Below are 13350 nucleotides of genomic sequence, written 5' to 3' on the forward strand. Positions count from 1 at the left end.
AAAGTATATTTGGTAAGCCGAAAAAGGACTGATTTACAATGAAAAAAGATATACATGTTGTTGGTGCAGTTATTATAGATAACGGGAAAATCTTGTGTGCGCAAAGAAATCCTCATAAAGCTCTTCCTCTAAAATGGGAGTTTCCGGGTGGAAAGATTGAAGAAGATGAGACGCCTCAGGAGGCTTTGAAGCGGGAAATTAACGAGGAGATGCTTTGTACAATCGAAGTAGGCGAGCAAATTGAGCATACAGTTTATGAGTATGATTTTGGAATCGTTCATTTAACAACATACTTTTGCAAGCTTATAGAAGGGAAACCAAAATTAACAGAACACGTAGCGATAAAGTGGTTGCCACTAGAAGAATTACAAACATTAGACTGGGCACCTGCAGATATTCCTACAATAGAAAAATTAGCATATTGGGCATTGCTTAAGTAAAGGGATTGCATTCATGACTTTGTATAGATATAAATTCCCATTTTATAAAGGGAGCACCAAATCAATTGATTTATTTGATGAACAACAAGAGATAGTTGGTTCGTTTCAAAGATATTATCGTGGTATATTTCAAAACGTGCTGGATTGGATAATTGGTTCTGATTTTATAATAAACGTTCGAGTTAAGGATGCCACTAATGAATTGTGTTGTGAACTGAAGGAAAATATGAATTTGAAGTCGTGGCTTCGGACTAGTTGGAGCGGGCATTCTAGTAATCTAGGTGATTTTTCGCTTATAGATAAATCCAAAATTAAAACCGAACCTCGCATGGAATTACATACAAGTAGTGGAGGTAAGTATTTTATTCGTAAACATTTTAGCGATAGGAGAACTTTCATTTTAAATGAAACGGGAGTAACATTAGCTGAAATTTCATATGATAAACTGCTGCCTCCTCAAACTATAATGATTGAGCTGAAGACGGAGGAGTTACATGTTCTTGAGGTTGCTGCTATATATTATCTTTTCACTATGAAGTACTAATCAAATTTAGAAGAAAAGATTAGAAATATTCTTGGATTTGTTCCTCTTGAATAAGGAGTGTCTTTGACGCAAAAGTATATTGTTCAGGAGAGACACTCGTAACTTTAACAGTGTTAGGAAGAACCATGCGAGGAAAGAAAATCGATATGAAGGTCTGGTATATTATGGAATTATAACTAAATAGAATCGTAGATTTTATATTACAATAGGCATCATTTTAGACTCCTATAAGAAAAAGGGGCTTTTCAGGACACGCGAAAATTGTACATATTACTTACTAGTTATTATGTAAGGAGATGGTTTTAATGAAAAGTATTCCACTGAAAATGGTGAGAAATAATTTGTTGAATATTCCTAAATATTCACTTCCAGATGGATTTCAAATTAGATTGTTTGAAAGAGGTGACGAACAAAATTGGGCTAGAATTGAAGCGAGTGTAGATGAATTTATAAATGAAGAGGCTGCACTAGAACACTTTATTAAAGAATTTGGCTCAGGCATTGATGAAATTTCAAAGCGTTGTCTATTTATTGAGAATAAACATGGAGAAGCTATCGCAACAACAACAGCTTGGTATGGCGACTTAAATGGCAATGGCGAAATATCAGGTAGAATACATTGGGTAAGTGTTGTTCCGGAATATCAAGGAAAGAATCTTTCAAAACCGTTACTAAGTGCGGCTATGAACATTTTGGCCCATCACCATTCAAAAGCCTATTTAACATCCCAAACTACGAGTTACAAAGCTATTAATATGTACTTAAACTACGGATTTGAACCTTACATTACAGATCCAAGCTGTTATGAAGCTTGGGAGTTGATGGAAACTACTTTAAACAGACGAATATTTATGTAGATTTAAATTAAATAATGTCTGATAAAATAATGTCCGAGTTCGAATGATTACAACTATGTTTAGGTTTAAATAAATTTCTTATTCTATGTCACAAAACTCTCTCCTCATTCGTTTTGATTACAGAACGATATATAGGAGGGATTTTTTTATGTTGAAATACGATGTTGCTGTTGTAGGTGGAGGATTAGCAGGATTAACCGCTGCTAATTTTTTGGCTAGGGAAGGAAAGAAGGTTGTTGTTTTGGAAAAATCAAATCGCCTTGGTGGCAGGGGGATGACGAATGATAAAAATGGCGTTCTTATGAATTTAGGAGCGCATGCTTTATATCTATCTGGAGATGCCATGACGATTTTAACTGAACTTGGATTATCCATTCCTGGTGGAAATGCTTCAAAGTCCGTTCAGATCTATGGCATTCTAAATAATGCAGTTCAAATCATTCCAACAGATTTTTCATCCATTATGTCGTCCTCACTTTTATCATGGAAATCTAAGTTTGTGCTCGGTAAATTAATGTTAAAGTTAATGAAATTAAATATTGATTCTATTCCAGAAGTTAGCTTGGCAGAGTGGGCTAATACAGAAATAAGCGATCCGATGGTAAGACATATTTTTTATGCGATCTGTCGGTTGACGACTTATACACATGCTTCTACCCTACAGCTTGCTAAGCCAGTTTTGAGGCAAGTGCAACGTTCTTTGAAAGATGGAGTTTTGTATGTTGATGGAGGTTGGGGAACAATTGTGGAGAAACTTAGGCAGCAGGCAATAGCGTCGGGAGTTGAAGTATTTACGAGTAAAAATGTCATATCCATTGAACATCAAGAGAACGATCAAATCATACAATGTTCGAACGGGACGAATTTTGAAGTTACAGAATGTATCGTTGCCGCTCCTCCAAAAGAAGCGTTAAAAATAATAAAGGGTGCAGAACAAACCTCGTTGCGACTATGGAATGAACAGGCGATTCCTGTTACGGCAAGCTGTATTGATTTAGGTTTGAAAAAGTTGCCTAATCCACAACACCAATTTGCAATCGGTCTTGATCAATCTTTATTTTTCACAAACCAGTCAAGAGCGGCGAAGTTAAGTGATGATGGAACTGTCGTTGTCAGTCTCGCAAAATACCATGATCCGCTGGAAGATATTAACGTATATACGGATAAGCAACAATTAGAGTCAGTAATGGATATGCTTCATCCAGGCTGGAGAAAAGAAGTGGTCGTACAGCAATTTTTACCGAAACTAACAGTATCTTATGATTTCCCACATTTGAAACGAAAAGAAAATCCGGGGCCGAGCATACCGGAAATGAAAGGGCTCTATATTGCAGGAGATTGGGCAGGTCATGAAGAAGTATTAGCTGATGCTGCCGTAGCGAGTGGGAAGCGTGCAGCGCAAGAAATATTAAAGGCCAGTGAAATGATTTTAGTAAAGGAAGGTTAATCGTTTGGAAACGGAACAGTTGTATGAGACGTATAAACCTTTGTTGTTTTCAATTGCCTATCGAATGACGGGAAGTGTTGCGGATGCCGAAGATCTTGTACATGAGGCATTCTTGACGTATGACCGTGTAAGCGACGAAAAAGTTATTGAGAACGAAAGAGCTTATTTATGCAAAATTGTGATGAATAGCTCAATAGATAAAATGCGTTCGGCTACAAGCAGGCGCGAGGTTTATGTTGGTGAGTGGCTGCCGGAACCATTGGTCGATGAAGTGGGAGACCCCTCACATTCTTATTTAATGAAGGAATCCATTTCGACTGCATATCTTTTGCTTTTGCAGCAATTATCCGAGGTCGAACGCGGTGTCTTTTTGTTAAGGGAAGTTTTTCAATACAGTTATGAAGAGATTGCGTCGATTATGGAAAAATCACCATCAAACTGCAGACAGATTTTTCATAGAGCGAAAAAGGGCATGGTGAATCGTCCGAATATCCCTACGTTAGATTTCTATTCTATGAAAAGCAGTGTAGAGCAATTTACGATTGCCCTTCAACAAGGGAATATAGATAAAATGTTGGAGTTATTGAAAGCAGATGCCGTGCATATTGCAGATGGAGGCGGCAAGACTCCAGCTGCAATGAGACCAATATACTCTGCAGAACGAATCATCTTTTTGTTTACAAGCGTAATGAAAAAGCTGCCTGAAAACACAAAGTTCGATTTCAAAGATGTAAATGGATATCCTGGCGTTGTTATTACAATCAATGGCAATGTTGCCTATGTGATTTCAATTGAATTCATGGACGATAAAATTTTCCGCATTTATATGGCGGCCAATCCGGATAAATTGATGCACTTGCAAAATTAATATAACGTCAATAATTTTTACCTCTTAAAACCATACTATTTTTTGAGGTGAAAATTACATGTATAAACTGTTGTCCCATAATGATTTGGATGGAGTCGGATGTGGAATTATAGCAAAGCTTGCTTTTGGAAAAGAGGTGAAGGTTCGCTATAATTCCGTTTCGGGTCTGGATCGTGAAGTAGAATGGTTTTTTGATAATGAGAATAAAGATACATTTTTATTTATTACTGACTTGTCGGTTAATGAAGAAAATGAAAAAAGACTCGATGAATTTTATCAAAGAGGCGGAAGGGTTCAACTGCTTGATCATCATAAAACTTCGGATCATTTTAACCAATATGATTGGAGTAGAGTCGTTGTTGAGGACGAAGATGGAAAATTAACGTCGGCAACTTCGTTATTTTACGAGTATCTTATTGCTCATCAATTAATGGAATCATCTTCTGCGGTTGATGAATTTGTAGAGCTTGTCAGGCAGTATGACACATGGGAATGGGAAAAAAATGAAAACCATCAAGCTCACCGACTCAATGCTCTCTTTTTCTTAGTTTCGATTGAGGAATTTGAAGAGAAGATGATTCATCGACTTAAAACAAGTGATCATTTTGATTTTAGTGAATTCGAGGCAAAGATTTTAGAGATGGAAGAACATAAAATCGAGCGCTATATTAGTAGAAAAAAACGCGAAATCGTTCAAACTGAAGTAGGCGGCCTTTATGCAGGAGTTGTTTATGCAGAATCTTACCATTCAGAGCTTGGAAATGAACTAGGTAAAGAGTTCCCGCATCTTGATTACATCGCTATTTTAAATATGGGAGGAAAGCGAATGGGGTTTCGAACGATTCATGACCATATTGATGTATCTGAGGTAGCTGGCCATTTTGGTGGGGGAGGGCATGCCAAGGCTTCTGGCTGCTCTTTAGTGGATGAAGCTTATAAGGAATTTGTAGTGGAGACATTCCACCTAGAGCCATTACGAGAAGATGCAAAACGAAATAGATATAATCTCAAACGATCTTTATTCGGTTCACTATATAAAAATCGAATGGAGGAGATTTTTCTTATCTATCCTTTAAACGAATGTGATTGGGCCATAGATCAATATAAAACAAAAATGGATCAGACTTTTTCTAGCTTTGATGAAGCGGAAACGTTTTTAAAAAGGAATTATGGAGCGTGGCTTGTAAGAGATGATACGTTTGTCAATTATTTGATGGAAGAAGTAAAAAGTATTAGAAACGATTGAGTTTGAAATTTTTGTCAAACACAGGCCTTCTTTCCTGCACTCCTTGCAACTGCTCCTCGAAAAAAATTTTTTAAAACCCGTATCTTTTGATCCACCTTCATTCGTTTAAAAGGTAGAGAGGTGTTAAAAGGAGTGGAAATGAATGTACACCAAGCTTAGGGATTATATCAAAGATGATAATCATATTGAAGACAAGATTGAACAGCTATACCCTAGATTAGAACAATACTGCTATTTTCTTGCGCAAAATAAATGGGATGGAGACGATATTGCCCAGGAATCAATGGTAAAGGCCATTCTTAAGTACGGACATACACAACACGAAATAACACCAGCATTGTTAAACAAAATTGCCTATCATTGCTGGGTCGATATGGTCAGGAAAAGAAAGCATGAAAAGCTTGAATCAGATAACGAGTTCATTGAAAATGAATCATCAAACAATGCAGCAGGTATTGTAGATAGAATGGATATCATTCAGCATATAAGTAAGCATCTTACACCAAAACAAGCTGTCATCTTTTTGTTAAAAGAAGCGTTTCAATACCAAGCGAAGGAAATTGCAGAGATCTTAAATACGACGGAAATAGCAGTTAAGTCAATCGTTTCTCGAACAAAAAAACGATTAGAAAAAAGCCATCAAGATGAAGCCGGTTTTTCCGTTGAACCGTTTTGGCGTGAGGAAGATCAAGAATTATTATCTGATTTATTTTATCAAGCATTGAATGCTCAAGACCCCAATGAGTTGATAAAAGCAATCCCGTCCTTCCATTCTCTAGAAAGTGAAGCTGTTATTCCTAAGCTGGTAGTTAGTACAAATCATCCACATACCACACACTCTCCTTCAAGCCAGTTCTGTATGGCTGCATAGTGAAAACGAATTGGAGGAGTATAGATGAATACAATCCCTTATGTAATTGAACAATCAAGTCGTGGTGAGCGGTCTTATGATATTTATTCAAGGCTGCTAAAAGATCGGATTATTATCATAGGTGACGAGATAAATGATCAAGTAGCCAATAGTGTCGTAGCCCAATTGTTATTTTTAGCTGCTGACGATCCTGATAAAGACATTTCAATATATATAAATAGTCCTGGAGGATCTACTTCTGCAGGTTTTGCGATCTTTGATACGATGGAATATATCAAGCCAGATGTGAGGACAATTTGTACTGGAATGGCTGCTTCTTTTGGGGCAATGTTGCTTATAGCTGGTAAAAAAGGAAAAAGGATGGCACTGCCTAATAGCGAAATTATGATTCACCAACCACTAGGTGGGGCAAGAGGGCAAGCAACAGAAATAGAAATATCTGCAAAACGGATTTTAAAATTACGAGAGCATGTGAATAAAATTATCGCTGACAGAACGGGACAGTCTATAGAGAAAATAGAAAGAGACACTGACCGTGATTACTACATGAGTGCAGAAGAAGCGAAAGAATACGGAATTATCGACGAGATTATTTATCCGAATAAATAACTCGAAAAAGAGGATGTTTTCAAGAAGTTTCTTAAAACCCTTTACAACATCGAATTCTTATTCAATGTTGGACATTATAAGTATATAAATTAAAAAGGATAGATGATTAGGATAAAATATCCTCTATCTATCCTTTTTTTGCACTACAAATGATCACTTTAATAAAGAATAAACATTCGTATCATTCGGTATATCATTTTGATACAAATACTTTTTTAGAGTACCTTCCTTTGTAAAACCTAATTTTATTAATAATTTAATCGAAGCTTTATTTTCAACAAAAACAATTGCACCTATTCGTTTTAAGCCAAGCTCTTGAAACCCATAGGAAATAGCTTTTTCAACAGCTTCAGTAGCATATCCATTGCCCCATTTTTCAGGTAGAAGTGCATAACTTATGTTTGCTCTTTTATGTTCAAAAGACCACTCTTGCAAACCAATAGATCCAATAATAGCACCTGTTTCCTTTAGTTCAATCCCCCATTTTATTCCACTTTTTTCTTTGAATTGTCCTTTGAAATTCTTAATGATTTGTTTTACCTGTTCAATACTTGTTAGTGGTTTTTGACCGTAATAACGTAATAAAACATCATTAGAAAAACAGTTTAATATAGCTTGGGCGTCATCTTCAACTAGTTCCCTTAATACTAACCGCTTCGTTTCAAGCACTGGAAACATTCTACCACCCCTTAAATAAAGATTGATTAAACCTATATACATTGTATTTAAGTCGTTCCATGGGAAGAGATAATTGTTGTAGCCGCGAATAATAATCATCATAGGTTTGTTGTAGTAATAAATATCCGTGTACGTAAATGTATTCACTGTCGATCTTCAAAAAATAATACGAAAAACGAATGGAAAGAAAAAATAAACGAAAATATAGTACCATTTTGTTTTTGCAAATACCTACGAAGTGTTCACAACTGCTGAAATGAGAGGGGGGTATTATACATGAAGGATAAGATTCCTTATTTGGCAGTAAATAAGATAAGTAAGTTTGCAGTTGCTTATATTGTATTCCTTCTCGCTATTTTTTACTATTCAACTGTGGCCGCTTATTCTGATAGTTTTAAAGAGGAAAATATTCAGTTTCATAGCTCTAATTTAGTAATGAACGGGACTCTTTTAATTCCTGATGGACCTGGTCCGCATCCTACAATCATACTTATTCATGGTGCGGGAGCGCATACACGTGAAGAATACAGGGCGGAAGCAGAGATATTTGCAAATTCTGGAATTGCAGCTTTTATTTATGATAAAAGAACGGAAGGATATAGTGCAACGGGGATAGGTGAAAAGTCAAGATCGCAATTCTTATTGGCAAAGGATGTACTTGCAGCAGTAAATGCCCTTAAGTTGAGAGCAGATATAGAACCTAGCCAAATTGGTTTATGGGGTCTTAGTGAAGGGGGAGGGGTGGCACCTTTAGCAGCGGCACAAACAAAAGATATAGCTTTTGTCATTTCGGTCAGTGCCAGTGGGGTGCCTCCAATCCAACAAACATCGTGGGCAATAGAAAATCAACTTCGACACAAAGATATTCAGGCACACTCGATTATTCATTCATTCACTCGAAATGGAATGCGTTTCCTCTTAGCTGCAGAATTTTTTGCGGAAGCAACTTACAACCCGATTCCACCATTTGAGCAAGTAAAACAGCCAATTTTGGCGATATGGGGAGAAAATGATCGTACAGCCCCAGCATTTGAAAGCTATAAGATTGTTAAAAAAGCTTTAGAACTTGGAGGAAACGAACATTATACAATTCAGTTCATACCCCAAGCTAATCATGATATGCGATTTTCAGTAGATGGATTTAATGAGTATGAAAAATTTGCCCCCGGATACACTGAATCGATGACAACTTGGATTGCTAACGTTATAAATGGTGATATTCCAAAGCCGCAAATAATTGGACAAATTCCGAAACAAGATCGAAATTCACCAACTGAAATCATGGAATTATCTTGGTTTGATTCAGCATGGCTTCATCTCATTTATATGATAGTGCTTCTAATTCTCTTTTCTTGTTACTTTGGAATATTATTTATTAAGTTGCTACAAAAACGTAAATTATATAATAAAAAAACGAGCATCAATGCATATGCTCGAATTCTAGGTGTATTTGGTATTGTTACAACTCTTGGATTCTTTGGATATTTTGGTAATACAATGATTACAAATGAATATGGTCCAGTAATAATTGGACGTCCGCTTCCCTGGCTTATATTACAGTGCATGTCCTTTTTAATCTTTTTGCTTACGATTCTTATTGCCATTTCTTTTTGTAAACGGAGAACCACCTTCATTTTTAATGAAAAACTTCGACTCATTCTACTTATTTCAGGTGGGGTTTTATTCATCCCTTGGGCTTTTTATTGGCAATTACTTTTGCCGTTCTAAATACTGACGTTTAAATCTAGCCCTTAATTCCTTAGAGATTATTCTCAACACGATATTAATCTATTTCTAGTATTGATGAAGTGGAATCGTTTTTAAAGAGAAATTATGGTGCAGGCTTGTCAGGAATGATACGTTTGTTAATTATTTGATGGAAGAAGTAAAGAGCGCAAAAGCAGCTTTTTTTCTAAAGAAAAACGGAGCAAAAGCTTTACACTCTTGCTCCTTCATCTTTTATTGTTTCTTCTTTCGCTTCTTATTGTTTTGTTTTTGAGCAGCTGTTAACGGCTCATTCGCAAATTCTTCTTTCATATTTGCTCCGAAGTCAGGTCCTTTTTCAGGATTTTGACCTGCAATATTACTGGCTGTTCTCTTTGTTTTTGGCATCATGTTCACCTCCATCGTTTATTCTGTGTTGTGAGTATGTAAAATATCCGATACATTGAAACTTCAAATTTTTTTACGTTTATTTTAATGTCTCTGTGATATATAACAAGTACAGGCTTGTCATCATACTTCGGAGGTGGAAAACATGGCCGATCGTTATAAAACAGGTGAAAATGCTCCAGAAAGCGGAAAGTATAAAGTGGATGGTTACGTACATGAAGATTCGGAACACGAAGATACGTCCATTGATATGGAGGAAGGGAATCAGTTTCCGCCATCTCCTACTACCCATAAGGCTGTTTATTGGGTAAAAGCGTAAATCAAAAAATGGAGATATATGAAAGAAAGTTAAAATATAGTAATTTAATGATCCAAAAAGGGTTGAATTCCGTGATATCAACCCTTTTTTGTTGCAAAAATATCCTTTATTACCGAAGTATAGTGTCTTTCTTTTTCTTGTATGAAGAAGGATTTTAATAGGCTGTAGAGTATTAATACATTAATAGAAAAAGTGAAAGGAAGTGTTTTCAGTTTGTTAAGAGTTGGAATCCAACTGTATTCTGTTCGTAATTCACTAAAAGCAGAACCGTTTAAAACATTGGAGAAAATTGCTGACGCCGGATACAAGTATGTGGAAGCAGCCAACCATAACGCACTAGAGGATGATGGGGTAGGATTCGGCCTCTCAGCAAAAGATATGAAAAAAGCGTTAGATGATCTAGGATTATCGATTATAGGTTGTCATATCAATCCGCTGAATCTGGATCGACTTCCCGCGGTGCTAGATTACCATCATGAATTGGGAAATAAACAAATTGGCTGCGACATTGAGTTTTTCCCTTATGAAGATATGGATTATTTACAACGAAGATGTGAGTTGTTTAATAAAGTAGGGGAAATGTGTAAGGAACGAGGTATGCGCTACTATTATCACAACCACTACCAAGAGTTTCAAAGATTCGGTGAAAAAACAGTGTATGATTTGATCATGAAAAATACCGATCCGGACTTGGTTTTTATCGAAATGGATACATATTGGATCATGCGGGGAGGGCAAGATCCATTAAAGTTAATTGACAAATATCAGGATCGACTCATTCTCCTTCATCAAAAAGATTTTCCTAAAGATTCTCCCCAGCCAGTGAACATGTTTGATGGAATGATCAATGACAAAGAAACAATTTCTTTTCCTTTATTCGAAGAAACAAAGGATCCTCATTGCTTTACGGAAATTGGAACGGGAAAAATGCCGATACAGGATATTATCAGTTTTGCTTCAAAAGCGCCTAATTTAGAATACATTATATTGGAGCAGGATCATACGAATCTTGATGAAATTGAGTCGATAAAGGTGAGTATGGAGGCCTTTAAAAAATATTCCGGAACTATTTGGGAGTAATAGATTACTTATTTTTTAAAAAAGGTGCCTTCATTTTGGAAGGCACCTTTTCAATGTCAGTTAGTTTTCTTTCCTATATAATTTAAACTTTCCACAGACGCTCCATCCAAACTTCCATTTAAAATGGACTGAACATCTTTTAGCGTATCAGCAAGACTAACCTTTTCTCCTTTTCTGCCTGAAAAGGGTTCTGCAACGAAAAACGGTTGTGTGAGATACGCTTCTAGGCGTTCACCACGTTGGTATGTTTGTATTTCGGAAGCTGGGATTCCTTCCTCTCCTTTTACACTAACTAAGGAACGCAGCTCCCGATATCTCCGTAATAGTTTTTTTGCACGTTGTTGGATACTAACATGAGACTCGTCTAGATGAACTCCCTCTAATACTGTAGATGTTGAATAAATCGGGTTGACGGCTGGGTATTTGTGTCTGGCAACAAGATCTACGTCAAAATACCAAAATGTTTCGAGTGGACCGTAAGGAATATTTTCATCTACGACTTCACCTTTTAGGTCTACGAGAAACGTTGTTACGTTATTAATTCCTTCAGCTTGTAATTTTTCTTGAAGGTCAAAGATTTCACCGGTCAAGACATGTTCGCGGTCTGTCGCAAAGACAATATCTTTTTGTTGATCTGTTTCTTTCACTTTTACATACGTTTCTTCAATGAAGTTCGTTACGATATCAACTTCTTCAATCATTTCATTTAATTCAGGATATTCTCCATTAGGTTTGAGAAGCATCGTGACATATCCTTCTTTTTTTAGGTTGCGGAATAATTCATCTAAAATAGCGAGCTGTCCCATACCAGGTCTTGCCACTAAACCGACTGTTCCTCCTTTTGTAATTGGTGCAAATAAATCCAGCACTTTAATCTTCGTTTCAATCATTTCGACTGATTCGTCTCTTAAAATTAATTCGTCTAAACTACATTTTGCTAAAGAGGCAAGCGCGACAATCGTTTTTACTTCTGCACGCCCTACAGGGATTTTTCCAGTACATAAATTTGAAACCGTTGCGGGACGCAACCCAATGGCACGTGCTGCACTCGTAAGGTTTGGCACTCGTTTTTTTAATAACGATACGTTAAGTCGTAAATTATCCATTTTAAACACCCTTTTTATTTTTTTATCAGAGATTATCTTTGAATCTCGATCGAAATGCGAATCCTAATATCTAATAACTTCTTTGCCGATACAAGTGTATTTTTTACATGCCTTTTGGGCTTTCTCTCTGGTAGCATCCAAGCTATGTCAGCATTTCGTTGTCTTTCTTTTTCTTCTAGCTCCATCTTTTTTTCCACTGTATACAGGTCGATCATTTTGATTTCCTCCTTGGTCGATCGAATTTATACCCCATCATCTTCATAGTTCAATCAAGGAGTGTTCGAAAACATTAGTTGTTTGATGACGGCAGGCTCATTGTTTGCATCATGGTGAATATCTTTTTAATTATTTACTTTATATAGTAATTAAAATTACTCTTAATGTCAATTAATGTTTACGTTTAAAAGTAAAAATAATTACAAGAGATTTTTTGTAAGAAAGCACTTTACAAAATAATGGTAATGATCTATGGTGTATATCATACGATATATAACAAATGATATACATTAAAGGAGAATCCAAATGGCACCTAAGAAGAAGTTTTCCAAAGAACAAATTATTGATGCAGCATTTGAAATAGCGAAAACAGATGGAATGGACAGCATTTCAATCCGTAAGGTGGCAGAAAAATTAGGGAGTTCAATCGCTCCAATCTACGTGAATTTTAGCGAAGTCGATGAGCTTAAGAAGGAGGTTATGAAAAAAATCATTGAATTAAGTAATCAGCTGTTAAGTGAACAAAATTCTGGTCATCCATTTCGAGATATTGGTGTAGCTAGCCTACGTTTTGCAAGGGAGTATAGTGTCCTTTTTCGCGACCTTGTCATGAAACAAAACGAGTATATGGATAGTTACGACGATGATATGGGTCATGGACTTGTTGAAATGATGAAAGGTGATTCGAATTTGGCAGGATTTTCGCAAGAAGAACTAATGACTATTTTTTTTAAAATGCGTGTATTTACAGTCGGCTTATCAGTTATGGTTGCAAACGGCTTGCTTCCAAAAGAATTCAATGAGGAAAAAGGTGTTGAATTTTTAAACAGTACAGCCACTGATGTAATCACAACGGCTCGTCTTAACAAAGGGATGGATTAACAAAGGTGGCTATTTTACTCAATAGTTGTTGTTCCTCTATTTTTTGCTTTAGATATTACTAATAAAGATTTGAGA

Annotated in this window: 16 protein-coding genes; 12 read left to right on the forward strand and 4 right to left on the reverse strand. The window is 36.2% G+C overall.

The genetic code is table 11. The annotated features are described in order from the left end of the window. Positions 1–38 precede the first annotated feature (38 nt). The 8 genes from KHA97_RS18740 to clpP all read left to right on the forward strand — a co-directional run bounded on the left by KHA97_RS18740 (position 39) and on the right by clpP (position 6882). A complete protein-coding gene (locus KHA97_RS18740; RefSeq protein ID WP_213126280.1) occupies positions 39–440 on the forward strand; it encodes a (deoxy)nucleoside triphosphate pyrophosphohydrolase in 402 nt (133 codons plus the stop codon). 13 nt (positions 441–453) lie between these two features. Further along, positions 454–984 (forward strand): tubby C-terminal domain-like protein, encoded by a 531-nt coding sequence (locus KHA97_RS18745; RefSeq protein ID WP_213126281.1) that lies wholly within the window; start codon positions 454–456, stop codon positions 982–984. Between the two features lie 305 nt (positions 985–1289). After that, entirely contained in the window at positions 1290–1841 is a 552-nt protein-coding gene (locus KHA97_RS18750) for a GNAT family N-acetyltransferase (protein WP_213126282.1), read from the forward strand. Positions 1842–1989: 148 nt separating this feature from the next. Next, entirely contained in the window at positions 1990–3288 is a 1299-nt protein-coding gene (locus tag KHA97_RS18755) for a phytoene desaturase family protein (protein WP_213126283.1), read from the forward strand. A gap of 4 nt (positions 3289–3292) precedes the next feature. Beyond that, complete coding sequence (locus KHA97_RS18760) at positions 3293–4156, forward strand: RNA polymerase sigma-70 factor (protein WP_213126284.1); 864 nt, start codon at positions 3293–3295, stop codon at positions 4154–4156. A gap of 58 nt (positions 4157–4214) precedes the next feature. Beyond that, positions 4215–5402, forward strand: coding sequence for a DHH family phosphoesterase (locus tag KHA97_RS18765; RefSeq protein ID WP_213126285.1), 1188 nt, complete (start codon positions 4215–4217; stop codon positions 5400–5402). A 142-nt stretch (positions 5403–5544) separates the two neighbouring features. After that, a complete protein-coding gene (locus KHA97_RS18770; RefSeq protein ID WP_213126286.1) occupies positions 5545–6273 on the forward strand; it encodes a sigma factor-like helix-turn-helix DNA-binding protein in 729 nt (242 codons plus the stop codon). Between the two features lie 24 nt (positions 6274–6297). Continuing rightward, positions 6298–6882, forward strand: a complete 585-nt coding sequence (clpP, locus tag KHA97_RS18775; RefSeq protein ID WP_213126287.1) for an ATP-dependent Clp endopeptidase proteolytic subunit ClpP — start codon at positions 6298–6300, stop codon at positions 6880–6882. A gap of 153 nt (positions 6883–7035) precedes the next feature. Here the strand turns inward: clpP and KHA97_RS18780 are convergent, their stop codons facing one another. Next, positions 7036–7560 carry a GNAT family N-acetyltransferase gene (locus KHA97_RS18780; protein WP_213126479.1) on the reverse strand — a complete coding sequence of 175 codons (525 nt, stop codon included), beginning with the start codon at positions 7558–7560 and terminating at the stop codon, positions 7036–7038. Between the two features lie 276 nt (positions 7561–7836). Here KHA97_RS18780 and KHA97_RS18785 point away from each other — a divergent pair, with 276 nt between their 5' ends. Next, positions 7837–9288, forward strand: coding sequence for an alpha/beta hydrolase family protein (locus KHA97_RS18785; RefSeq protein ID WP_213126288.1), 1452 nt, complete (start codon positions 7837–7839; stop codon positions 9286–9288). 231 nt (positions 9289–9519) lie between these two features. Here the strand turns inward: KHA97_RS18785 and sspO are convergent, their stop codons facing one another. Beyond that, positions 9520–9672: a small acid-soluble spore protein O gene (gene sspO / locus KHA97_RS18790; RefSeq protein WP_213126289.1), complete on the reverse strand. Its 153-nt coding sequence runs from the start codon at positions 9670–9672 to the stop codon at positions 9520–9522. Positions 9673–9817: 145 nt separating this feature from the next. Here sspO and KHA97_RS18795 point away from each other — a divergent pair, with 145 nt between their 5' ends. Next, a complete protein-coding gene (locus KHA97_RS18795) occupies positions 9818–9991 on the forward strand; it encodes a YjzC family protein (RefSeq protein ID WP_213126290.1) in 174 nt (57 codons plus the stop codon). Between the two features lie 213 nt (positions 9992–10204). Further along, positions 10205–11071: a sugar phosphate isomerase/epimerase family protein gene (locus KHA97_RS18800; protein ID WP_213126291.1), complete on the forward strand. Its 867-nt coding sequence runs from the start codon at positions 10205–10207 to the stop codon at positions 11069–11071. 56 nt (positions 11072–11127) lie between these two features. Here KHA97_RS18800 and KHA97_RS18805 read toward each other — a convergent pair whose 3' ends face one another. Then, positions 11128–12177 (reverse strand): ATP synthase beta subunit C-terminal domain-containing protein, encoded by a 1050-nt coding sequence (locus KHA97_RS18805; protein ID WP_213126292.1) that lies wholly within the window; start codon positions 12175–12177, stop codon positions 11128–11130. Positions 12178–12209: 32 nt separating this feature from the next. Further along, positions 12210–12392: a hypothetical protein gene (locus KHA97_RS18810; protein WP_213126293.1), complete on the reverse strand. Its 183-nt coding sequence runs from the start codon at positions 12390–12392 to the stop codon at positions 12210–12212. A gap of 307 nt (positions 12393–12699) precedes the next feature. On the opposite strand from KHA97_RS18810, the gene KHA97_RS18815 reads away from it, so the two are divergent. Then, entirely contained in the window at positions 12700–13275 is a 576-nt protein-coding gene (locus KHA97_RS18815) for a TetR/AcrR family transcriptional regulator (RefSeq protein ID WP_213126294.1), read from the forward strand. The last annotated feature ends 75 nt before the right edge of the window (positions 13276–13350 follow it).

It is taken from the genome of Lederbergia citri, from assembly GCF_018343625.1.
Classification (GTDB): domain Bacteria; phylum Bacillota; class Bacilli; order Bacillales; family Bacillaceae_C; genus Lederbergia; species Lederbergia citri.

Bases quoted from the DNA above. Each gene is read 5' to 3' on its own strand.
- KHA97_RS18785 (WP_213126288.1), top strand. From the start codon at position 7,837: ATGAAGGATAAGATTCCTTATTTGGCAGTAAATAAGATAAGTAAGTTT.
- KHA97_RS18745 (WP_213126281.1), top strand. From the start codon at position 454: ATGACTTTGTATAGATATAAATTCCCATTTTATAAAGGGAGCACCAAA.
- KHA97_RS18740 (WP_213126280.1), top strand. From the start codon at position 39: ATGAAAAAAGATATACATGTTGTTGGTGCAGTTATTATAGATAACGGG.
- KHA97_RS18770 (WP_213126286.1), top strand. From the start codon at position 5,545: ATGTACACCAAGCTTAGGGATTATATCAAAGATGATAATCATATTGAA.
- sspO (WP_213126289.1), bottom strand. From the start codon at position 9,672: ATGCCAAAAACAAAGAGAACAGCCAGTAATATTGCAGGTCAAAATCCT.
- KHA97_RS18805 (WP_213126292.1), bottom strand. From the start codon at position 12,177: ATGGATAATTTACGACTTAACGTATCGTTATTAAAAAAACGAGTGCCA.
- clpP (WP_213126287.1), top strand. From the start codon at position 6,298: ATGAATACAATCCCTTATGTAATTGAACAATCAAGTCGTGGTGAGCGG.
- KHA97_RS18795 (WP_213126290.1), top strand. From the start codon at position 9,818: ATGGCCGATCGTTATAAAACAGGTGAAAATGCTCCAGAAAGCGGAAAG.
- KHA97_RS18750 (WP_213126282.1), top strand. From the start codon at position 1,290: ATGAAAAGTATTCCACTGAAAATGGTGAGAAATAATTTGTTGAATATT.
- KHA97_RS18765 (WP_213126285.1), top strand. From the start codon at position 4,215: ATGTATAAACTGTTGTCCCATAATGATTTGGATGGAGTCGGATGTGGA.
- KHA97_RS18810 (WP_213126293.1), bottom strand. From the start codon at position 12,392: ATGATCGACCTGTATACAGTGGAAAAAAAGATGGAGCTAGAAGAAAAA.
- KHA97_RS18755 (WP_213126283.1), top strand. From the start codon at position 1,990: ATGTTGAAATACGATGTTGCTGTTGTAGGTGGAGGATTAGCAGGATTA.
- KHA97_RS18815 (WP_213126294.1), top strand. From the start codon at position 12,700: ATGGCACCTAAGAAGAAGTTTTCCAAAGAACAAATTATTGATGCAGCA.
- KHA97_RS18780 (WP_213126479.1), bottom strand. From the start codon at position 7,560: ATGTTTCCAGTGCTTGAAACGAAGCGGTTAGTATTAAGGGAACTAGTT.